Origin of the sequence: Streptomyces sp. NBC_01775, assembly GCF_035917675.1 — a bacterium.
Lineage (GTDB): Bacteria > Actinomycetota > Actinomycetes > Streptomycetales > Streptomycetaceae > Streptomyces.
The window spans coordinates 7,805,486-7,827,406 of sequence record NZ_CP109104.1 but is presented as its reverse complement, the minus strand read 5'-3'; the positions used below and the strand labels follow the sequence as shown (position 1 = coordinate 7,827,406).

Genomic DNA, 21,921 nt, shown 5'->3' with positions numbered 1-21,921 from the left:
ATGGACAGTGCGAACGAGGCGCTCGGGCTCCCCCGCGAGGCACGGACGCTCATCGTCAGCGCCGACGACTTCGGGATGTACGAGGAGGTCAACGAAGCGGTCGTACGGGCCTTCGAAGACGGCATCGTCAGCTCCTGCGGGCTGATGCCGCCGTGCCCTGCCGCCGAGGAGGCCATGGCGATGCTGCGCGCCCGGCCGCACCTCCCGTTCGGCATCCATCTGACTCTCCTGTGCGACACCCCGGCGCGGCCGTGGGGCCCGCTGACCGCCCGGGAGCGGGTGCCCTCACTCCTGGACGGCCGGGGCGCGCTCTTCACCCCCGACCGGCTGCCCGAGCTGCTCGCACAGGCTCGGCCGGAAGAGGCCGAGACCGAGTTCCGCGCGCAGCTCGACGCGGTGGCCGCCGCCGGGCTGACACCCACCCACCTCGACTGGCACTGCCTGGCCGACGGCGGCCGGCCCGACATCTTCGACCTGACCCTCGCCCTGGCCGACGAGCACGGACTGGCCGTGCGGGCCTGGCTGCCGTCCTCCCACGAGAGGCTGGGCCGCCGAGGACTGACCTCGGTCGAGCACGACTTCGTGGACAGCTTCACGCTCGACCCGGCAACGAAAGAGGCCCGGTGCGAAGAGCTGCTGCGCACGCTGCCTCCGGGCCTGAGCGAGTGGGCCGTGCACCCCGGACTGGACACCCCCGAGGCCCGCTCCCTCGACCCGGACGGCTGGCACGTCCGCAGCACGGACCTCGCCCATGTGACCTCACCCCGGGCCCGTGAACTGCTGGACGAGGAGGGCATCGTGGTGACCGACTACGCGGCGGTGTCGCGGGCCTGGGAGCGAGTACGCACCTCGGAGCGGGCACGCGCCTCGCAGTGAGGAGCTGTACGCCGGGCCGAGCGAGGCCCCCCACCTGGCACCTGCCCGCGTCGCGTGCCTCCTCGTGCCTCACAGACCGCGTGCCTCGCAGACCGTGCGTCACAGGTCGCGCAACTGGGCGTCGAGGGCGCGCTCGGTGGGGGTCAACGGGACTTCGGGGCACAGCCGTTCGGGGTGCGGCACTCCGGGAGCGCGGCTGGGCGAGTGCGGGGAATCCGGGGCGCCGCGGGGCGGCTGGTGCGGGCCCACATGCACCCAGGTGCCGCCGAACAGCACGAGCGCGTCCCACAGGCCGTTGATCCAGCGGCGGCCGAACGGCCTTCCGGAGCGGGCCACTTCGAGTCTCCTTCACACGGTCGGTTCGCCGAGTCGCGTTTCCGCGAAGCGGAAAGCCCCGCTCCCCACGGGGGATGGGAGCGGGGCTTCGGACGGCGCCGTGTATGCGGCGCCGTCCAGCTCGGGCAGCTTCCGACAGCGTGCGCAGTAAACATATACTGCACCCTCACCCGTTGGGAAGAGTCCACGCCCCTTTGTTCTGAATGTCCCTGCTCACAACCCTGCGGCCACAGCCGCTTCGGTGCTCGCTCCCCCGGTCTCCGGGGCCTCCTCCGGCTCGGTGAGCAGGTCGGCCAGGTGTCCCGCGATCGCCTGCACGGTCGGCTTCTGCCACAGCAGGGTCGCGGGCAGCTTGTGCCCGAACCGCTTCTCCAGCCGCCGCCTGACCATGATCGTCAGCACGGAGTCCAGCCCCTGCTCCACCAGTGACCTGCGCGGGTCGAGGTCGTCCGGCGGGAGCTTCATCTCCAGCGCGATCTGCGCTCCCACCTCCTCGGTCAGGCACGCGGCCAGCTGTTCGGGAGACAGCTCGGACCACACGGGGGCCGCGTCCCCCTCCACGTGCTGCGCCTCCTCCTCGAAGGTGAGGTCCGCCAGTACGGGCGGCAGCGCACGGCCGTCCTCGGACCTCGGCGGGAACGTGCGCACGGCCGTGTAAGCGCCGGGGCCGAGGCGCCGCGCGGCGTCCCACACCTCCCACACCTCCGCGGCCGGTACCGCCCCCACACCCCGCTCCCGGAGCGCCTCTTCGGTGGCCCGGGGGCGCAACCGGCTGAGGCAGAGGGTCACATCACGCGTGTCCAGCGCCGCGCGGTGTGCGGCCAGCGCCTCCAGGAAGCCGGCCGCCGCTCCCTCGCCGGGCTCTCCGGGCAGCCCGAGCAGCGGGCCGCACGAGGAGGACAGCAGCAGGAAGTCCAGCGAGCCGGGCGGGAAGAGCCGGTGCACCAGCCAGGCCCCCGCGAGGGCGGGAGCCATGTCCGCCACGGACGGCAAGGTGTGCACCACGCCGCGCACCGGGGGCAGTTCGAGCGCGTCGAGGCGCCGTCCGACCTCCTCGGGGCCGTCAGCTCCGGCGTTCAGCGGCAATGCGCGCACCGTGACCCCCGAGGCTTCCAGCTCCCGGACGGCGCCGATCCGCAGGCGCGTTGCCGCGTCGGCGGCCTTCTCCCAGGCCGGACGGGGCGGCAGGTGCTCCGGGCCGGCCAGCACCAGCCTGCGAGCGCCCCGTTCCGCCAGCCGCCGCGCCGCCTCCAGCCCCTCGGGGGTGAGCCCCCCGGTCACCAGGTAGGTGCCGTCGGCGCGGCACTCCAGGGCGCTGTCCCCCAACTCCCCCTCGGCGCACGTGAGCCGGGCGGTCAGGGCCTGGCCCTCGCCCAGCACCGTCACGCTGTCGGGGGCTCCGGAGACGAGGAGCGCGGCCACCGTCGCGGCGGTGGCCTCAGCGGTGGCGTCAGGCGTGGCCTCGGATGTGGCGGCGGTGGCGGACGAGCCGTCGGCCGCGTCGATGACGCCGCCCCACACGTCCGGGTACTCGGCCGCCAGGGCGCGGCCCAGTCCGGCCGACGCGGAGTGGACGAGGCTCGCCTCGTCGCTTCCGTCCAGCAGGCCCGAGGTCAGCAGCCACAGCCGGGGCGAGGCGGCACCGGGCTCCCGGCTCAGCCGGCGGGCCGTGGCCAGCAGGGTCTCGGCGGCGCCCAGTGCGGCCTCGTCGGGGGCGCCGCCGGGCCCCGGTTCGGCGATCAGCAGCACATCCGCCCCGGCCGCCAGCGATTCCGACGGGATGCCGTCGGCACCGGAAGCGGCCGTCACACAGCCGCGTCCGGCCGCGCTCCAGCGCTTGCGCAGGGCGTCGGCGAGGGCGGGCCGTGCCTCGTGCGCCCCGGCGAGGACGAGGTCGCGGACGGGCTCGGCGGGCTGGGGCTGTTCGGCGACGGGTCGCCAGGCGAGGGTGTGCACGAGCCGGGCCGGGTCGGCGACGGCGGACTCCTCCTGCCCGATGACGGCGTAGACGAGGCCCTTCACATGCGCGACAGGAGCGCCCGAGGTGTCGCGGACGAGTACGTCCACGGCGTCCTCGCTCCCGGCCCGGACGGCGATCTCGACGACCACCGTCTCGGGAGGGGCCCCGAGGGTGGATATCTCGCCCGCCTCGACGACCATGCGCAGCACCGGGTCTCCCGGATACGTGACGGGCGCCAGCGTCATCACGGCGTCCAGGACCGGGGCCCAGCCGGGCGTGGCGCCCTCGTCCCGGGCACAGCGCACGCGCCCCCTCAACCGCCCCTCGCCGCGCCGCAGTTCCTCGACGGTCCAGGTGAACCCGGTGGAGGGCACGCCGACGGCGCTGAGCCGCTGGTGGACCAGGCCGTTGTCCACGAGCGGAAGGCTCGCGGCTTCGGCGGCGGACTCAAGGCGCTCAGGGGCCTCGGTGACCTCCGTGAGGGGCGCCGGGGCCGTACTCGCCTCCGGTGCCAGCTCCGCCTCGGCGTGGGTGAGCCACACCGTGCCGGGTGCCTCGTCCTCGGGGCAGGCGCGCGAGGCGAGCCGCAGTGCCGTCCCCTCGCGCAGGATCTGCACCTCGCGGCGCGCGCCCGTCATCAAGGGCTGACGCATCGTCAAAGCGGTGAGGACCGGTGCGGTGGCCGGGTCGTCGCTGACGGTGCGGAAGAACGACTCGACCATGACGGCTGCCGGGACGATCTCGACGCCGTTGATGGTGTGGCTGCCCGGGTAGGGCCGGTTGTCGTCGTCCAGGGTGGTGCGCCACAGCTGGATCCCGCTGCCCGCGACGGTCGTCGCCGCGCCCAGGAGGGTGCGGGTGTCGGGGTCGTGCTGGAAGGCGGCACCCGAGGCGCCGTAGCGCGGGTCGCGCCAGTGGCTGCGGTGCTGCCAGGCCATGGTGGGCACGTCCAGGAGGCCGCCGGAGGGCTGGAGGCGGGACCAGTCGACGGTGCGGCCGTGGCAGTGCGCCGCGCCGATCGCCGTCAGCAACGCCTGTCGTTCGGGCCTGTTGCGGCGCAGGGTGCCGCCGACGAAGGCGTCCTCGATCCCGCGCTCGGAGAGCGTCTCGCTGACCGAGTGGGTCACCACCGGGTGCGGGGAGATCTCCAGGAAGGCGCGGTAGCCGTCCTCGGCGGCGGCGGTGACCGCGGCGGCCAAGCGTACGGGACTGCGCAGGTTCGCCGCCCAGTAGGCCCCGTCGAGCACGGGGTGGCTGCGGGGGTCGGCGAGCGCGGTGGTGTAGGCGGGCAGTTGGGCGCTGCCGGTGTCCAGGCCGGTCGCGGCGGCGGCCAGTTCGTCCAGCAGCGGGTCCATGTGGGCGCTGTGGAAGGCCACGTCGGAGGCGACCTTGCGGACGACGACGCCCTCGGCCTGCCAGGCGGAGACGACGTCGGCGACGGCGTCGGGGTCGCCCGCGATCACCGTGGAGACCGGGGAGGAGGCGATGGCGGGCCCGACCCGGCTGTTCCCGTCCAGCCGGCGTGCGGCCTCCTCGAAGGTGAGCCCGGCCATCGCCATGGCGCCCTTGCCGGCGACCCGCCGCAGCAGCAGCGAGCGGCGGCAGATGAGCCGCCCGCCGTCCTGGAGGCTGAGCGCGCCGCTGGTCACGGCGGCGGCGATCTCTCCGACGGAGTGCCCGATCACCGCGTCCGGCTGGACACCGTAGGAGCGCCACACGGCGGCGAGGCCGACCTGGGTGGCGAAGATCATGCACTGGATCCGGTCGACGGTGCCGAAGTCGCCCTCGGTCAGGGCCTGGCGGGGCGAGAAGCCGATCTCCTGACGGAAGATCGGCTCCAGCGTGTCGATGACCTCGGCGAACGGCGGCTCGGTGGCGAGCAGTTCGCGGCCCATGCCCTCCCACTGGGAGCCGTGCCCGGAGAAGACCCAGACAAGCCCCTTGCCGGGCTCGGTGAGCGGCTCGCCGGTGGTCAGCCCGTCGGCCTGTTCGTCGGCGGCCAGCGCGCGCAGGGCCGCGGTCAGCTCCTGACGCCCTTCGGCGGCCAGCGCGGCGCGGTGGCCCAGCGGGGAGCGGCGGTGGGCGAGGGTGTGGCCGAGCGAGCGCAGCAGCGTCCGTTCCGCTTCGTCGTCCGGGGCATCGCCGCCGGTTGCCTCGGGGCGCTCCAGCCGGTCGGCGAGTGCGGCGGCCTGCCGGCGCAGCGCGGGCGCCGAGCCGGCCGAGAGCGGGTAGAGGCCGTGGGTCCGCCCGGCGGTCGCGGCGTCCGGCTGCCCGGCCGGGACAGGGTCGGGGGCGGGCGGCTCTTCGAGGACGACGTGGGCGATGGTGCCGCCGTAGCCGAAGCCGGAGACGCCCGCGCGGCGCGGGTGGTCCCGCTCGGGCCAGGGCTCGGCCCTGGTGACGACGCGCAGCCCGGTGCTCTCCCAGGGGATCTCCGTGTTGAGGCCGGTGACCAGCGGGTTGCCGGGGATGTGGCCGTGGGCGAGTGCGAGGGTGGCCTTGATGAGTCCGGCGACTCCGGCGGCGCCCTCCAGGTGCCCGATGTTCGCCTTGACGGAGCCGATGAGGCAGGGCGCCTCGCCGGGCCGGCCGGTGCCGTAGACGGCGCCGATGGCGGAGGCTTCCATGGGGTCGCCGAGTTGGGTGCCGGTGCCGTGCGCCTCCACGTAGTCGACGGTGCCGGGCGCCAGGCCGGCCTGGTCGCAGGCCCGGGCCATCACGTACTCCTGCGCGGTGCCGCAGGGGGCCATGATGCCGTTGGTGTAGCCGTCCTGGTTGACGGCGCTGCCCCGGACGACGGCCAGGACGCGGTCGCCGTCAGCGCGGGCCCGCTCCAGCGGCTTGAGGACGAGGACGCCACAGCCCTCTCCCCTGCCGTAGCCGTCGCCGGAGGCGTCGAACGCCTTGGAGCGCCCGTCGGGGGCGAGGGCCCCGGCCAGGTCCAGGGTCAGCGTCTCGCCGGGCGAGATGACGAGGTTGACCCCGCCGACCAGCGCGATGCTGCTCTCCCCGAGCCGGAGGCTCTGGCAGGCCAGGTGGAGAGCGACCAGCGAGGCGGAACAGGCGGTGTCCACCGCGAGGCTGGGGCCGCGCAGGTCGAGCAGATGGGAGACGCGGTTGGCCGTGGCGCAGCGGGCGGCGCCGATGCCGCTCCAGGCGTCCATGTGCGTCAGGTCTTCCAGCAGGAAGCGCCGGTAGTCGTCGGTGCAGGCGCCCACGAAGACCCCGGCGTCGGTACCGGCCAGGGCGCGGGGCGGGATCCCGGCGTGTTCGAGGGCCTCCCAGACCACCTCGACGAGGATCCGCTGCTGCGGGTCCATCAGTTCCGCCTCGCGGGGCGAGATCCCGAAGAACTCGGCGTCGAACTGGTCGATGCCCTCCAGGAAGCTGCCCTTGCGCAGCGCGCGGCGCAGCACCGTGCTGTATTCGGGGCCCAGTTCCTCGTAGGGGCGCCAGCGTTCGGGGGGCACCTCGCCCGCGGTGTTGCGGTTGTCGAGGAGGAGCTGCCAGAACGCCTCGGGGGTGTCGGCCTCGCCCGGGAAGCGGCAGCCGATGCCGATCACCGCCACGGGCTCGGCTCCCGCCTGGGGCGTGGCCCCCGCACCGGGCGCCGCTGCCGCCTGCTGTCCGTCGACCATCGACGTCATTCCTTTCGGTTCTCGGACGCCCGGTGCCGGGCGTGGGTCATTCCGCCCAGGGCGGTGCGCTGAGCACCTTCACGACGGCACACGAGAGGGTGACCCCGGGGCCGGTGCCGAGCAGCAGCATGTGGTCGCCGGCGCCGAGCCGGCCGGTGGTCACCAGGTGGTCCAGCGACAGGATCTGGTCGCTGGCCCCGCAGTGGCCGATGGTGCGGCCGAACTCCCAGGTGGACTTCTCCAGCGGCAGGTCAAGGGGCACCATGCAGCGCTGTTCGACGATGTCGCGGGCGTAGTTCATGAAGGCGACCCGGGTGAGGTCGGCGACGGTGAGGCCCGCGTCCTCCAGCGTGGCGTCGATGACCTCGGTGAGCCGCTGCTGGATCGTGAAGAGGGCGAGGGTTCCGCCGCCGCCGGCCCTGGACTGCTGCCGGTATTCCTCGTTGCGCCTGCCGAAGTCGAGTCCTCGGCCGTCGAGGATGCCCGGCGGGAAGAGCGGTTCGGCCCCCCGGTGCAGTTCCTCGGCCTCGGGCACCGTCGCGGAGCGGACGGCCAGGAGCTGGGCGAAGCCCTCGTCCTTGGTGAGGACGAGGGCGCTGGCGGCGTCTCCGCAGATGTAGCCGGGGCCCATGCGCCAGCGGTCGGTCATGGGGGTGCCGTAGTTGTCGGCGGCGACCAGCAGCGCGGCCCGCCGCCCTGGCTCGGCCCGCAGGTGGCCGACGGCGAGTTCGAGCGCGCTGAACATGCCGTTGCAGCCCAGGTGGATCTCCGAGGCCGTCAGGTCGCCGCCGGTCAGGTGCCGCTGGAGGTAGGAGTGGGGCAGCCAGCCTTCGGGCCCCTGGTGCCAGGTGGCCACGTACAGCAGCAGATCGAGGTCGCTGGGGCGGCGTCCGCAGCGTTTGAAGGCGTGCTGCGCGGCGTAGAGCGCCATCTCGGGGGCCGGGGTGTCACCGGCGACGGCGGCGCCCTCCAGCTCGTGGAGTTCGGCCTCCAGCTCCGGATACAGGCCCTGGGCCACGGCTTGTTCGACGCTGACCGTCTCGGGCAGATAGGTGCCCAGGCCGCTGATGAAAAGGTCGGATACGCGCATGGCGGGGTGTCCTTCGCGGGCGGGCGTGGCTATTTGATTCCGGCGATCAGCGCGTGCTGGAAGCCCACGCCGTCGTGGCGCTCGGTGCGGGAGAATCCGGCGTCCGCGAGACAGCGGCGCACGTCCTGGCCGGAGTAGACCATGCCTTCGCCGGTGGCGATCGCGAGGAAGTACGCGGACATGAACGCGGCCGAGAGCGGCCCTGTGTTGTCGTCGTCGGAGACGAAGCTGTAGACGAGGACGGCACCGCCGGGCGGCAGCGCGCGGTGGCACTTGCGCAGCAGCTCGGTGTTGCGCTCCAGCGACCAGCTCTCGAACAGGTGGCTGAAGAGGACGGCGTCGGCGCCCTCGGGCAGCGGGTCGGCGAACAGGTCGCCCGCGTGGGTGTGCACGCGGTCCTCCAGCCCGGCGTCCTTGATGTTGCGGGCGGCCAGGCCGAGGGCCTCGTCGAGGTCGAAGACGGTGACCTTCAGGTGCGGGTGGGCGCGGGCGAGCGTGAGGGCGTTGGTGGCCTCGCCGCCGCCCACGTCGATGACGTGCCGCACGGATGAGAAGTCGTAGGTCTCGGCCACCAGCGGGAACGTCTTGCTGGAGGCGTCGCCCATGTTCTCGTAGTAGACCCGCTGGACCTCGGGATGGGCGGCGAGCCGGTCGTAGAGGGTGGGGCCGCTGCCCGCCAGGTGGCGCAGGCCGACGTTGGTGTCCTGGCGCACGGACTCCAGCAGGTCGCCGATGCCGGGGTTGGTGACGTGGCGCTGCATCTCCACGCGCGGGCCCAGGTAGTTGGGGCTGCCGCGCAGCAGACAGCGGCGGGCGAGGGGTGCGTTGCGGTAGGTGTCGCCCTCCTTGTGGACGAGCCGGAGCGAGGCCAGGCCGAGCAGCAGCACCCGCGCGGCGTGCTCCTCGGTGCCCAGGGCTCCGGCCACCCCGGCCAGATCGAGGCCTCCCGGCTTCTCCAGGTGCCCGAACAGGTCGAGTTCGAGCCCGGTGCGCAGGAATTCGAAGGCGGTCGTCCCGTGGATGACGGTGTGGAGAAGCTCGATGTCCTCGATCACGTCCGGCTCTCCTTCGTCGCGGCCGGAGCCGGAGGGACGGCGCAGACGGCGGCGGCGAGGTGCCGTACGTCCTGGAAGGTGTCGCTGTCGATGGCGGAGGAGGGCAGGCCGACGCCCAGCTCGCTTCTGATGAAGTTCAGCAGGCGCGCCGCGTTGAGCGAGTCGAGCACGCCCAGTTCGAGCAGTTTGGTGTCCTCGTCGAAACTCTCGCGGAATTCCTCGGGAATGAACCGCTCGCGCATGAAGGCGATCAGTTTCCCGGCCACGGCGCTTTCGGTTGCGGTGTCTGCCATGAGGCTCCTACGGCTGTCCGGAATGAGGGGCCGAAGGGCCCGCGACGGGATCACTGTTCGCCATGCGCCTTAAGAGCGGCTAACGCTTCTCTTTCGCAGCCGGGAGCGCTGATTCGCGACCGGGGTCACGAGCGCGAGCACTGTTTTCACTCCCGGCTGCGCGGTACTGGCGTCGGCACAGGCTGAGACAAGTGAGCCTTAAGAATCGCCGTGAAGACTTCGAGGGGTTCTGCGAACCCATGGCCCGAAAGAGGAGGCGGCGGTGCGGATCCGCGACGTTTATGTAGAAAGCCTCGGCACGTTTCTGCCCGAGCCGGTGAGTGTCGGCGAAGCCGTCGCACAGGGCTGGTACCCGGCCGAGGAGGCGGCGGCCGGAGGCTGGCTCTCAGCGGGGGTCGCCGGGGACATCGAGGCGCCGGAGATGGGGCTGCGCGCCGCCCGACAGGCGTTCGACCGCTCGGCGCTGACCCCCGGATCGATCGACCTGCTGCTCTACCCGGACTGCTGGCACCAGGGCCCGGAAGGCTGGCATCCGCAATACCACCTCCAGCGGCAGCTGGCGATGGACGACGCGCTGGCGGTGGAGCTGAAGCACGGATGTACGGGCATGTTCAGCGCGCTGCGCCTGGCCGTCAGCCACCTCGCGGCCGGCGCGGACGACGCGGCGGCACTGCTGGTGACCAGCGACAACTACGGCACGCCGCTGCTGGATCGCTGGCGCCAGAGCGCCGAGTTCATCATGGGTGACGGTGCCTGCGCGCTGACGCTCACCCAGGGGCCGGGCTTCGCCGAGCTGGTCTCGCTGACCATGTCGACCATCCCGGAGGCCGAGGAGCTGCACCGCTGCGGCGAGCCGCTCTTCCCCCCGACGGTGACCACGGGCCGGCCGCTGAACTTCGCCTCCCGGATCGACGCGTTCAAGCAGAAGGTCGTGACGGAAGGTCTGGGCTCACTCGCCCTGTTCAAGATCCAGAAGACGCTGGTCGACTGTGTCGGCCAGGCGCTGGAGGAGGCCGGGACGACGCTGGACGAGGTCGCCTGGGTGATGCCCAACAACGCCTCCAAGGAGCAGACCGAGGTGGGCTTCCTGACCGCGCTCGGCCTCCCGCTGTCCCGCTCCACCTGGGAGTACGGGCGCACCATCGGCCACACCGGCGCCGGGGACCAGTTCTTCTCCCTGGCGCATCTGCTGTCCACGGGGCAGCTGTCGGCGGGCGATCACGTGCTGATGTTCGGCGTCGCGCCGGGCGTCACCATTTCCGCCGCCGTCTTCAAGATCAACGACATTCCGGACTGGGCCCGACGCTGAGAGCCCGGCCTCTTTCCCCCCACCACCAACTGCGTCACGCAGGTGTTCAGAAAGGCGTCGGATGGACAACAACAAGGAATCCTGGGCGCAGCAGATCCGTGAGTGCCGGGCGTGCGGTTCCACGGACTGGCAGAACGTCGTCTCGCTCGGCCAAGTGCCTTTGGCGAACGGATTTCTGGAGCAGGGGCTTTCCTACGAGGACGAGCCCCGCTTCCCCCTCGCAGTGGTCTCCTGCCGCGACTGCCGGCTGCTGAGCCTCACCCATGTCGTCGATCCGGCCGTGCTCTTCCGGGAGTATCTGTACGTCACCTCCCCCTCGGACACGATGAGGCGGCACATGCGCCGCGTCGCCGACCTGTGCGAGGAGCGCTTCGGCATTCCGGCCGGCTCTCTCGTGGTCGAAATGGGAAGCAACACGGGCGAACAGCTCGCCGCGTTCCAGGACGACCGTATGCGGGTCCTGGGTGTGGACCCGGCGCGCGCCTTGGCGGCCGTCGCCACCGAGCGGGGCGTCCCCACCCTCCCGGACTTCTTCTCCGCCACGAGCGGGGAGCGGATCAGGGAGGAGCACGGCCCGGCCAGGCTGGTGCTGGGCCGCCATGTCTTCGCGCACATCGACGACATCGCCGATGTCGCGGCCGGCGTGCGGCGCCTCCTGCGGTCCGACGGGGTCTTCGCCATCGAGGTGCCGTACGCGCTGGACATGCTGGAGCGGAACGAGTTCGACACCATCTACCACGAGCACCTGTCGTACTTCATGGTCGACACCCTGGCCACCTTCTTCGCCCGGCACGGCCTGCGCGTGGTGGACGTCGAACACCTGGGCGTGCACGGCGGCTCGATCCTGGTCTTCGTCGGCCACCAGGACGGCCCCTGGCCCACGCGCCCGGTGGTCGACCAGATGCGGGAGAAGGAGCAGCGCGCGGGGCTCCACGAGGACGCGATGTACACCGGCTTCGCGCAGACCGTGGAAGAGACCCGCCACACGCTGACCCGGCTCGTGGGCGAGCTGCGGGCCGAGGGCAGGACCATCGCGGGCTACGGCGCCCCGGCCAAGGGCAACACCCTGCTTACCACTTGCGGCTTGAGCAACGACCAGGTGGAATTCTGCACGGACACCACCGAACTCAAGCAGGGCAAGGTACTGCCCGGCACCCATGTGCCGGTGCGTTCCCCCGCGTACGGCGAGGAACACCCGCCGGACTACTACTTGCTGCTGGCTTGGAATTACTCGGAGGAGATCCTCCGCAAGGAGCGGGACTACCTGGAGTCGGGCGGCCGGTTCATCGTGCCCATCCCACGTCCCCGGGTCGTGACCGCCCGCTCGGCGAACTGAGCGAGCCCGCCAACGGGCGGGCCGTCCACCAACGGCGGCAACGGAGTAGTCGTGCGCGTCCTTTTCCTTCCGGTGGCTCTGCCGAGCCACTACTACGCGATGGTTCCGCTCGCCTGGGCGCTGCGCCTGGCCGGGCACGAGGTACGCATAGCGGGGCGTCCCTCGCTGCTGGAGGCCATCGGCGCCTCCGGCCTGACGGCGGTCCCGGTTTCCGGCTCCGAAGAGGCGCTGCCGGGCATCCGGGAGTCGGTCGAGGAGCTGCGCAGGGAGACCGGCAAGAACTTCACCGACTTCGGCACCCTGGAGGCGATGCCCCCGGAGGTGGAGCGCAGGTTCCTTCAGACGCGCCAGGCCGCGCTGGCGAACACCACGGCCGAAGTGGCCGATGACCTGGTCGGGTTCGCGCGCACCTGGCGGCCCGACCTGGTCGTCAGCGACCCGGTGATGCTGGCCGGAGCGCTGGTCGCCGGGGCGGTGGACGTCCCGCTGGTGCACCACATGTGGGGCCCGCTGCCGTCCACGGCCACACACTGGCCGGGCTGTGGGCTGCCGGTGGCGGAGTGGCCCGCTGCGCTGCACGCGCTGTTCGACAGGTTCGGCGTCGAGGCGCGTGCCTCGTACGCGGTGGCCACCGTCGACCCGTGCCCGCCGGGCCTGGGCACGGTGCCCGTACCCGACCGGCTCGGCATGCGCCACATCCCCTACAACGGGCCCGGCAGCACGCCGGACTGGCTGCGCGAGCCCGCCGAGCGGCCCCGGGTGTGCGTCTCGTGGAGCATGTCCCACACGGCGACCTCGGGCGAGCGCGCCTACCCGGCGGCGGCCGTGGCCCAGGCGCTGAGCGAGGCGGGAGCCGAGGTGGTGGCGACCGTCAAGGCCAGCGACCGGGACAGCTTCGGCCCGGTGCCCGAGGGGGTGCGGGTGGTGGAGGAGCTGCCATTACACCTGGTGATCCCCTCCTGCGCCGCCGCTGTCAACCACGGCGGCACCGGCACGGTGCTGACCATCGCCGCCTGCGGGGTACCGCAGGTGCTGCTGCCGCTGGACCCGGTACACAACGTCAACGCCGACTGGCTCGCGGCGGCGGGCGCCGGAATCCGGCACGCGTCGCGGCCCGTCGAGCCCGAGCGGATCGCGGCATCCGTCGCGGACATGCTCGCGGACGGGAGCTGGCGGCGGGCCGCGCTCGCGGTGCGCGACGAGATCGCCGCTCAGCCCGGCCCCGCCGATGTGGTGCGGACGCTGGAGAAGCTGGCCGGGAACCGGAGGTCGTCGTGAAGGCGCTCGTGCTCGCGGGCGGCCACGGCACCCGGCTGCGCCCCTTCAGCCACAGCACTCCCAAGCAGCTCGTCCCCGTCGCCAACAGGCCCGTGCTCTTCCACGCCCTGGATGCCCTGCGCGCGGCGGGCGTGACGCACACCTGCCTCATCGTCGCCGGGCACGGGGGCCCCATACGGGAGGCGGTGGGCGACGGGTCGGACTTCGGGATGGCGGTGGACTTCCTGTCCCAGGACGCACCGCGCGGGCTGGCGCACTGCGTGCTGCTCGCACGCCCCTTCCTGGGCGACGACGACTTCGTGATGTACCTGGGCGACAACGTTTTCGCCGACGGCATCGCGCCGCACCTGGCGGCCTTCCACGCGGACTCGCCCGCGGCCCAGCTGGTGGTGAGCAAGGTCGAGGACCCCTCCCAGTACGGCATCGCCGAGCTGGACGAGACCGGCCGGGTCACCGCCCTGTGGGAGAAGCCCTCCGACCCGCGCGGCGACATGGCAGTGACGGGCGCCTACGTGTTCACCTCCGCCATCCACGAGGCGGTCGCCGCCATCGGGCCGAGCGCCCGCGGCGAGCTGGAGATCACCGACGCCGTCCAGTGGCTGGTCGGCCAGGGCCACACCGTGCGGGCCAAGCCGTACACCGGCTACTGGAAGGACACCGGGACCCTGGCCGACCTCCTGGACTGCAACCGGGTCCTGCTGGCGGGCCTCGGCTCCCGGCTGAGCGGCACCGTCGACGCGGACTCGCGGCTGTCCGGGCCCGTGGTCGTCGAGGAGGGCGCCGTGGTGCGCCGCTCGCGTGTGGAGGGGCCGGCCGTCATCGGCGCCGGCACGCTGGTCGAGGACAGCCACGTGGCCCCGTACACCGCCCTCGGGCCCGGGTGCCGGCTGCGCGGTGCGGGGGTCGGCGATTCCATCCTCATGGCGGGCGCCTCCGTGGAGGGCATTCGCGACTTGCGCGGGTCGATCATCGGCAAATCTGGTGAGGTGCGGAGGGGCACCCGGGAAGCGGCGCCCCACCGATTGTTGATCGGTGACGACAGCAGAATCGAGATAACGGCATGAGGTTCTTTGTCACGGGCGGAGCGGGCTTCATCGGCTCCCACTATGTGCGCGAGCTGCTCGCCGACCGCCTGCCCGGCACCACCGGCGCCCAGGTGACCGTGCTGGACAAGCTGACGTACGCGGGAAACCTGGCCAACCTGCCCGACGGGCACCCCGGGCTCACCTTCGTACGCGGCGACATCTGCGACGGAGAGCTGCTGCGCGAGCTGCTGCCCGGCCACGACATCGTGGTCCACTTCGCGGCCGAGTCGCACGTGGACCGGTCGCTGGACAGCGCGGCGGCGTTCATGACGACCAATGTGATGGGCACTCAGACGCTGCTGGACGCCTGCCGCGTCGCCGGGGTGCGCCGCGTGGTGCACGTGTCCACCGACGAGGTCTACGGCTCGGTGCCGCACGGCTCCTCGACCGAGCGCTCCTTGCTGGAGCCCAACTCGCCCTACGCCGCCTCCAAGGCGTCCAGCGACCTGGTGGCCCGCGTCCACTGGCGCACGCACGGCCTGGAGATCTCCGTAACGCGCTGCTCCAACAACTACGGCCCGTACCAGTTCGTGGAAAAGCTGATCCCGCTGTTCATCACCAACCTGCTGGACGGCAAGGACGTACCGCTGTACGGCGACGGCCATCACGTGCGCGAGTGGCTGCACGTGGACGACCACTGCCGCGCGGTCCACCGGGTGGCCGTGGACGGGCGCGCCGGAGAGATCTACAACATCGGCGGCGGCACCGAGCTGACCAACGCCGAGCTGACGGAGCGGCTGCTGAAGCTGTGCGGGGCCGACGAGGACCGGGTGCGGCACGTGTCGGACCGCAAGGCCCACGACGAGCGCTACTCCGTCGACGTCAGCAAGATCACCGGGGAGCTGGGCTGGGAGCCCCGCACCCCGTTCCCGGACGGCCTCTCGGACGTCGTGGACTGGTACCGGCAGCACCGCGGCTGGTGGGAGCCGCTGGTCAAGGGCCGCGCCGAGCGGACTGCCGCCCGGTGACCCGCACCGGCCCCACCGCGCACTTCCCCGCGCGCTCCCCCGATCCCTACGCGCACTCCCCCAACCCGAAGGCGCACTCCCCCGGCCCGGACCCAGGCATACCGGACCCAGGCATTCCGGCTCCAGGCATTCCGGCTCCAGGCATTCCAGGCCTGAAAGCAGACACCTCAGAGAGGAGGGGCTTACCCATGCCCCGCACACCGATGTTCAGCGAGCCCCTCCATGTGGGCCGGCCCAATGTGGGCGACCGGGCCCGCCTGCTGGAGCGCATCAACGGCGCGCTCGACCGGCTGTGGCTGAGCAACAACGGCCCATTGGTCCAGGAGTTGGAAGAGCGCGTCGCCTCGATCACCGGAGCCCGTCACTGTGTCGCCGTCGCCAACGCGACCACCGGCATCCAACTGGCCGCGCGGGCGTGCGGGATCAGACAGGGCCAGGAAGTGATCGTGCCCGCCTTCACCTGGATCGCCAGCCCGCACGCGCTGGAGTGGGCGGGGCTGGTACCGGTCTTCTGCGACGTGGACGAGGAGACGGCGACCGCCGATCCGCAGAGCGTCGAGGAGCTGATCGGCCCGCGCACCGGCGGCATCCTGGGCGTGCACGTCTACGGGCGGCCCTGCCGGGTGACGGAGCTGGCGAAGGTGGCCGAACGGCACGGGCTGCCGCTGCTGTTCGACGCGGCGCACGCTTTCGGGAGCACCTACCAGCAGCAGCCGCTGGGAGGGTTCGGGTCGGCCGAGATCTTCAGCTTCCACGCGACGAAATACATCAACAGCTTCGAGGGCGGGGCACTGGTCACCAACGACGACGAGGTGGCCGAGCGGGTGCGCGCCATGCGCAACCTGGGGCTCAGCCCGGACCGCGACATCGTCTCGGCGGGCACCAACGGGCGGATGAGCGAGATCTCCGCCGCGATGGGCCTGGTGTCGATGGACATCATGGACGACCTGATCGAGGTCAACATGCGCAACGAGCGGTGGTACCGCGAGGGGCTGGCCGGGCTGCCGGGCGTCACCGTCCGGGCGCAGGCCCCCAAGGAACGGGCCAACCATCAGTATCTGGTGCTGGAGATCGACGCGGCGCTCTCGGGCGTGCACCGCGACACCGTGCACGAGACGCTCTACGCCCACAACGTCTACTCGCGCCGCTACTTCTATCCCGGCTGCCACCAGAGCGAGCCCTACGTGCGCGACCCCGCCGTCCACGCTCCCGTCCCGCTGCCGCACACCGAGGCGCTGAGCGCCCGGGCGCTGGCGCTGCCGACCGGCAGTGCCGTGGGCGAGGCCGAGGTCGCCGGGGTCTGCGAGATCATCCGCGCGACGGTCACCGCGTAGGCCGTACGCCGAAAGGGGCGGGGGAGGCCGGCGCCTCCCCCGCCCCTTTCCGTACGCTCCCAGCGCCCGGGGGCCGTCCGCCGTCAGGCGCTTGCGGCTCCCGGGGCCGTGGGTGCCGCCGCCGCACCTTCCTTCGGCTTCTTGCGGCCCGCGACCTGGCTGGGCATCAGCAGCGCCAGGAGCGCGGCGAAGGCGGCGAAGCCCAGTGCCCACCAGAAGGTGCGCCCGTAGGCGCCCGCCAGCCCGTCCGGAGTGACCCGGCCGCTCTCGGCGAGCTGGGTGATACGCGACTGGGCCACGATCAGCAGGACGGCGGCGCCGAAGGAGGAGCCGACCTGCATGATGATGCGGTTCGTCGCGCTGGCCCGCGGAATGGCCATCGGCGGCACGTCGCGGACGGCGCTGGCCATGGCGGGCACCATCACGCCGCCCATGCCGGCGCCGCTGAAGACGAGCGCCACTCCGAGCATGGCCTCGTTGGAGTCGGCGTTCAGCTGGGTGTAGACGGCGCTGCCCACGGCGGTGAGTGCCAGCCCGCCGATGACCAGCAGCCGGGGCGAGAGCCGGTCGGCCAGCCAGCCGGCCGCCGTCATCGACAGCGCCATGCCGGCGCCCAGCGGGATGAGCTGGAGCCCGGTCTCCATGGGGGTGTGCCCGCGCACCTGCTGGTAGTAGAGCGGCAGGACGCCCATCGCGCCGAACAGTGCGACGGAGGCGAAGAACAGCACGGAGGTGGAGGAGGTGAAGCTGCGGATCTTCATCATCCGCAGGTCGAGGATGGGGTTCTCGGCGCGCAGCGCGTGGAAGGCGAAGACGCCCAGCAGCGCGACGCCGATGACCAGCGGGACGATCGAGTGGGCGTCGGCGAACGTGCCGCGCTTACCGGCCTCGGCCAGCCCGTAGACCACGACGGCGCAGGCGGGCGAGAGCAGGAGCAGCCCGACGATGTCGAGCCGGCTGGAGGCGGCGGCCCTCCTGGTGGGCATGACGCGCCAGGCGAGCACGATCGCGACCAGGCAGATGGGGACGTTGATGTAGAAGATCCAGCGCCAGTCGGCGTCGCTGACGATCCAGCCGCCGACCACCGGGCCCAGGACGGGCCCCAGCGCGGTGGGGATGCCCATCACGCTCATGACGCGGCCCAGCCGCGAGGGCCCGGCCTCCTGGGCGAGGATCGCCATGCCCAGCGGCATGATCATGCCGCCGCCGAGGCCCTGGATGACGCGGAAGACGATCAGGCTCTCGACGGACCAGGCCATGCCGCACAGCACGCTGCCGAGGATGAACATCGACAGACAGGCCAGCCAGGTGGTGCGGGCGCCGAAGCGCTCCAGGGCCCAGCCGGAGGGTGCCATGACAGCGGCCATGGCCAGCAGATAGCCGGTGGCCACCCACTGGATGGTGACCAAGGTGGTGTCGAACTCCTTGAGCCACGTGTTGAACGCGATGTTGGTCATCGTCGCGTCCATCTGGATCATGATCGCGCCCAGGGCGACGGCGATCATGAGTTTGAGCAGGGCCGGCGGGATCCGCCGGTCGTGCTCCTGCTGGGATTCGGATGCCACTGCCATCGTCCGGACCTCGGATTCTGTCGCTGCGGTGCTGCGACGTCTGTGCGGTAAAAATTTACTTACAGTGCTGTGAACAAGGCCGCGGGCCTGGGCCCGCGGCCTGACGGAGGGCTATTTGGGTCCTGTCATACCGTCCAGAAGCTGGCCGAGCGCCCTGTCGCGCGCCGCCCCCGAGTCGAAGCCGATGTTGGCCTCCTGCCGGGCCTGGAAGCCCCTGCCCGACATGACCAGGGCTCCGACCAGCGCGCTCATCGCCATGCCGTGCGCGACCTCGAAAGGACAGTCGGCGCGGAAGACTCCCTCGGCCTGTCCGCGCTCGTACAGCTCCCGCAGCCCCGACGGCAGGGCGTCCAGGGGCGGTGCGGGCAGGGTCTGCCAGCCGTCGAGCGCCTCGTGCAGCCACAGCCCCACCAGCACGGGCTTGCTGTGCAGCGTCTCGGCGAAGGCCGCGAGGGCCGTCCGCATCCCCTCGTAGGGCTCCAGGGTGACCGCCTTCTCCACCGCCGGGTGCCAGCTGTCCCGCCACTCCTGCATCTGATCGACAAGGACCGCCTTGTAGAGCCCCTTCTTGCTGCCGAAGTGGTGATAGATCATGCGCTCGTTGACCCCGGCGCGCTGGACGATCGCCTGGATGCGCGTACCCCGCGCTCCGTAGCGTGCGAACTCCTCCGCTGCCGCTGCCAAGAGCGACTCCCTGCTGCCTGCCATGCGGTAAATACTTACAGAACTGCCGGGAGAGGTGCAAGCCACACGGGGTCCCGGGGGACGGATAGGTTGACCTTCCACGAAGGCAGTCGTCCCTTCCGGAGGCAGGACATGGACTACCGAAAGCTCAAGGTCGAGGGCGCGGTGGAATTTTCGCCCCGGAAATTCGCCGACTCCCGCGGGCATTTCGCGGCCCAGCTTCAGCGCCCCGTCTTCCAGGAGGCCGTCGGCCGGCCCCCCTTCGACGTCGCCCAGGTGAACCTGAGCCGCTCCCACCGGGGCGCCCTGCGCGGTATTCATTTCACGTCCGTGCCGCCCGGCGCGGCGAAATACGTGTACTGCGCGCACGGCGCGGCCCTCGACATCGTCCTCGACACCCGCGTCGGCTCCCCCACCTTCGGGGAGTGGGATCTGGTGCGCATAGACGCGGAGAACGCGCGCGCCGTCCATGTGCCCGTGGGCGTCGGGCACGGGTTCCTGGCGCTGGAGGACGAGACCGTCGTCACCTATCTGGTGTCCGCCGACTACGCGCCCGAGCACGAGCACACCCTCAGCCCGCTCGACCCCGGACTCGGCCTCCCCCTGCCGCCGGAGGTCGAGCCCCTCGTCTCCGACCGGGACCGGGAGGCGCCGACACTCCAGGAGGCACTCGCGGGCGGCCTGCTGCCGGATTACGAGAGCGCGCGGCGCGACTAGGGACACTCGGCGAGGTGACGGTCCAGGGCCGTCTTGTAGTAGTCCGGGCCGAAGCCGAGGTCCTCGACCATGGGCAGCAGCCGCCGCAGCTTCTGCGTCGAGAGCAGGCAGATGGACGCGTCGCCCTCCACGATCTGCCGCTCGGTGATGGTCTTGCCCAGGCGCAGCGCGATGTGCTCGATGAGGTCCTCGGACGGCACGGTCGCACCGGAGGCGACATTGACCACCTCCTGGCTGATGCCCTCGGCCAGGAGGCCGTCGACGACGGTGACCGCGTCCGCCACATGGATGATGTCGCGAGAGGCGCCCCGGTGGATACGGACCTTGCCCGAACGCACGGCCCGCACGAGTGAGGGGATCAGCTGGTGGTCGGCCTGGCGGGGGCCGAAGGCGTGGCTGAGGCGGACGATGAGGTGCCGCACGCCGGTGGAACGGATGACCGTCTCCAGCAGCAGCTTGTTCCTGCCGTGTGAATTCCCGGGAAAGACCGGGTCGTCCTCTTTGCCTTCGCTTCCGCGCGCCGCGTCGTACATTCCCGCGCTGCCCGTCGAGAAGTAGAGCAGGAGCCGGCCCTCCTTCTCGCAGCGCCGGATCGTCTCGTAGACCAGATCCGCCTCGCGCTGGTACTCGTCCGCGCTCACCCCGCCCACCCGGGAGACCCCCGAGGCCAGGGCGACGACGCCGGGGTGGCGTGCCGCTATCGCCTCCAGGTTCTGTGCGATGAACCCACGGCCGATGATCTCCATGCTCGTCCTCTCCGCAGTGTGTGACACCATTTTCCGGGACCGGCCCCGGTGTTGGGCGCGGCCGGCCCGGTCTTCAGCCCGACTGGCCCCGATCCCGGCGCCGTTGGCCCCGGTGATCCGCGCTGTTCTCAGCGCGGCCGGCCCGAGGCGGCGATGCCCTCCAGCGCCCGGACCGTCTCGGCCGGTTCCGGCTGCGCCTCGTTCTCCGCGCGCAGGGCGTTCGCCGCGCTGCGCCAGCGGTCCTCGGCCAGCAAGGTGCCCACGCTGCGCGCGATGTCCGAAGCGTCCACGGGCCGGGCCCGGTGCGCGACTCCGGCGCCCACGGCCGCGATCCGCTCGGCGTTGACGACGTGTACCGGGTCGTGCGGCATCATCACCTGCGGCACGCCGTACGCGGCCACCGTCAGCGAGGTGCCGCCGCCGCCGTGGTTGACGGCGGCGGCGCAGGTCGGCAGGAGGAGCTGGAGCGGCAGTTCGGCCACCACCCGCACCCCCGCGGGCACCGGCCCGAAGCGCTGCCGGTCGGTGGCCTTGACCGTGGCCACGACCTCGACGCCGCCGAGGGCGTGCAGGGCCTCGGCGGTGGCAGCCGCCGGGTAGTCCGCCTCCCCCGAGGTCGCGGTGTGGGACATGCTCCACGAGACACAGACCCGGGGCAGCGCGGCCGGCTCCAGCAGCCAGGGCGGCACCGCGCCCGGCCCGTTGTACGGGACGTAGCGCATGCCGATCCTGCCGCGCACCGGCTGGGTCTGGAGACTGGGCGGGCAGGGATCGACGGTCGCGGCGGCCGGGTCGGCGCGGGGCTCGACGCCGAACGCGGCGTACAGCTCGTGGAGTTCGGCGGGCCACTCCTCCACCGGCAGCCCGTTGCCCAGCGAGTGCCCGGCGGCGGGCGGCAGCGGGCCCGACAGGTGTCGCAGCAAGGGCGCCCCGGCCGTCGCCGCGGCCAGCGCCGCCGCGAACGCGACCGGGTCACCGACGACCAGGTGGGGCCGCCAGGTGCGGGCGAAGGCCACGAGATCGTCGGCCATGTGCGCGGCGTTGGCGACCAGCGCGGACCGCCGCGAATCCCGCAGCTCGCGGCGCACCTCCTCGGGCACGGAGCCCAGGTCGCCGAAGTCGGCGAGGGACCTGCCCGTCCGGCGGCGCACCGCCTCGCTGGACTCGCGGATGCCGCCGAGGGTGTCGTAGGAGCCGCCGACGGCCACGGCCGGCAGCCCGGACGCCTCCACCGTGCCGCGCAGCTGCGGCGGCCCGACGACCCGCACCTCGTGGCCCGCCGTTCGCAGCGCCCAGGCGAGGGGCACCATCGCGTAGAAATGGCCCGCGGCGGCCAAAGGAACGAAGAGTACGCGCACATCCACTCCACTGTCGCCCGTCGATAAGCGGTCGCGTCGGCTCCGCGGGGGAACGACGGAATACGCCGACAGAGCGAACCATTCAATGCCAGCACACGCCGCTAGCCCGCACATAAATCCCGGCATGCATTTCCCTAAAGCCCGCGGTGCTTTAGAGCCTGGCAAGCAGCCCGTTAGCTGCCCCGGCGAGGCTCGCAATTCGGTACAGGAATGTCTTCGAACGGCCTCCCGGGAACCTCGCTGTCCGGTCCCGGGAGGCCGTGGGGTAGGGGAGGTCAGCCCGCAAC

General features: G+C 72.1%; 17 protein-coding genes. 8 read left to right on the top strand and 9 right to left on the bottom strand.

Going from position 1 to position 21,921, the window contains the following annotated elements; translation table 11 throughout:
* Nucleotides 1-876, top strand: a complete 876-nt coding sequence (locus OHB04_RS34540; protein ID WP_326691567.1) for a carbohydrate deacetylase — start codon at nt 1-3, stop codon at nt 874-876.
* A 99-nt stretch (nt 877-975) separates the two neighbouring features.
* Here the strand turns inward: OHB04_RS34540 and OHB04_RS34535 are convergent, their stop codons facing one another.
* The 5 genes from OHB04_RS34535 to OHB04_RS34515 form a co-directional block, all read right to left on the bottom strand.
* On the bottom strand, nt 976-1,212 hold the full coding sequence (locus OHB04_RS34535) for a DUF6059 family protein (protein WP_326691566.1): 237 nt from the start codon (nt 1,210-1,212) through the stop codon (nt 976-978).
* A 213-nt stretch (nt 1,213-1,425) separates the two neighbouring features.
* Nucleotides 1,426-6,810, bottom strand: a complete 5,385-nt coding sequence (locus OHB04_RS34530) for a type I polyketide synthase (protein ID WP_326808992.1) — start codon at nt 6,808-6,810, stop codon at nt 1,426-1,428.
* 46 nt (nt 6,811-6,856) lie between these two features.
* Nucleotides 6,857-7,900 (bottom strand): ketoacyl-ACP synthase III family protein, encoded by a 1,044-nt coding sequence (locus OHB04_RS34525; RefSeq protein WP_326691564.1) that lies wholly within the window; start codon nt 7,898-7,900, stop codon nt 6,857-6,859.
* Between the two features lie 29 nt (nt 7,901-7,929).
* On the bottom strand, nt 7,930-8,955 hold the full coding sequence (locus OHB04_RS34520; protein ID WP_326808991.1) for a methyltransferase: 1,026 nt from the start codon (nt 8,953-8,955) through the stop codon (nt 7,930-7,932).
* A complete protein-coding gene (locus tag OHB04_RS34515) occupies nt 8,952-9,248 on the bottom strand; it encodes an acyl carrier protein (protein ID WP_326691562.1) in 297 nt (98 codons plus the stop codon). Before OHB04_RS34515 ends, OHB04_RS34520 begins: the two co-directional genes overlap by 4 nt.
* Nucleotides 9,249-9,510: 262 nt before the next feature.
* On the opposite strand from OHB04_RS34515, the gene OHB04_RS34510 reads away from it, so the two are divergent.
* From OHB04_RS34510 to OHB04_RS34485, 6 genes are all read left to right on the top strand, one after another.
* The gene (locus OHB04_RS34510; protein WP_326691561.1) at nt 9,511-10,557 is read left to right on the top strand and encodes a ketoacyl-ACP synthase III family protein; all 1,047 of its coding nucleotides are present in this window, start codon (nt 9,511-9,513) and stop codon (nt 10,555-10,557) included.
* 61 nt (nt 10,558-10,618) lie between these two features.
* Nucleotides 10,619-11,893 carry a class I SAM-dependent methyltransferase gene (locus OHB04_RS34505; RefSeq protein ID WP_326808990.1) on the top strand — a complete coding sequence of 425 codons (1,275 nt, stop codon included), beginning with the start codon at nt 10,619-10,621 and terminating at the stop codon, nt 11,891-11,893.
* Nucleotides 11,894-11,944: 51 nt separating this feature from the next.
* Complete coding sequence (locus tag OHB04_RS34500; protein ID WP_326691559.1) at nt 11,945-13,171, top strand: nucleotide disphospho-sugar-binding domain-containing protein; 1,227 nt, start codon at nt 11,945-11,947, stop codon at nt 13,169-13,171.
* Complete coding sequence (locus OHB04_RS34495; protein ID WP_326691558.1) at nt 13,168-14,235, top strand: glucose-1-phosphate thymidylyltransferase; 1,068 nt, start codon at nt 13,168-13,170, stop codon at nt 14,233-14,235. Before OHB04_RS34500 ends, OHB04_RS34495 begins: the two co-directional genes overlap by 4 nt.
* Nucleotides 14,232-15,224: a dTDP-glucose 4,6-dehydratase gene (gene rfbB / locus OHB04_RS34490; RefSeq protein WP_326691557.1), complete on the top strand. Its 993-nt coding sequence runs from the start codon at nt 14,232-14,234 to the stop codon at nt 15,222-15,224. Before OHB04_RS34495 ends, rfbB begins: the two co-directional genes overlap by 4 nt.
* A 188-nt stretch (nt 15,225-15,412) precedes the next feature.
* Nucleotides 15,413-16,558, top strand: a complete 1,146-nt coding sequence (locus tag OHB04_RS34485) for a DegT/DnrJ/EryC1/StrS family aminotransferase (protein WP_326691556.1) — start codon at nt 15,413-15,415, stop codon at nt 16,556-16,558.
* Nucleotides 16,559-16,641: 83 nt separating this feature from the next.
* Here OHB04_RS34485 and OHB04_RS34480 read toward each other — a convergent pair whose 3' ends face one another.
* Entirely contained in the window at nt 16,642-18,129 is a 1,488-nt protein-coding gene (locus OHB04_RS34480; RefSeq protein WP_326808989.1) for a DHA2 family efflux MFS transporter permease subunit, read from the bottom strand.
* 111 nt (nt 18,130-18,240) lie between these two features.
* Entirely contained in the window at nt 18,241-18,837 is a 597-nt protein-coding gene (locus tag OHB04_RS34475; protein ID WP_326808988.1) for a TetR/AcrR family transcriptional regulator, read from the bottom strand.
* 108 nt (nt 18,838-18,945) lie between these two features.
* On the opposite strand from OHB04_RS34475, the gene OHB04_RS34470 reads away from it, so the two are divergent.
* Complete coding sequence (locus OHB04_RS34470; RefSeq protein ID WP_326691553.1) at nt 18,946-19,530, top strand: dTDP-4-dehydrorhamnose 3,5-epimerase family protein; 585 nt, start codon at nt 18,946-18,948, stop codon at nt 19,528-19,530.
* Here OHB04_RS34470 and OHB04_RS34465 read toward each other — a convergent pair.
* Together OHB04_RS34465 and OHB04_RS34460 are read right to left on the bottom strand one after the other, a co-directional pair.
* Entirely contained in the window at nt 19,527-20,276 is a 750-nt protein-coding gene (locus OHB04_RS34465; protein ID WP_326808987.1) for an NAD-dependent epimerase/dehydratase family protein, read from the bottom strand. The genes OHB04_RS34470 and OHB04_RS34465 overlap by 4 nt on opposite strands.
* Nucleotides 20,277-20,404: 128 nt before the next feature.
* Nucleotides 20,405-21,634 (bottom strand): nucleotide disphospho-sugar-binding domain-containing protein, encoded by a 1,230-nt coding sequence (locus OHB04_RS34460; RefSeq protein ID WP_326691551.1) that lies wholly within the window; start codon nt 21,632-21,634, stop codon nt 20,405-20,407.
* Nucleotides 21,635-21,921: the final 287 nt, after the last annotated feature.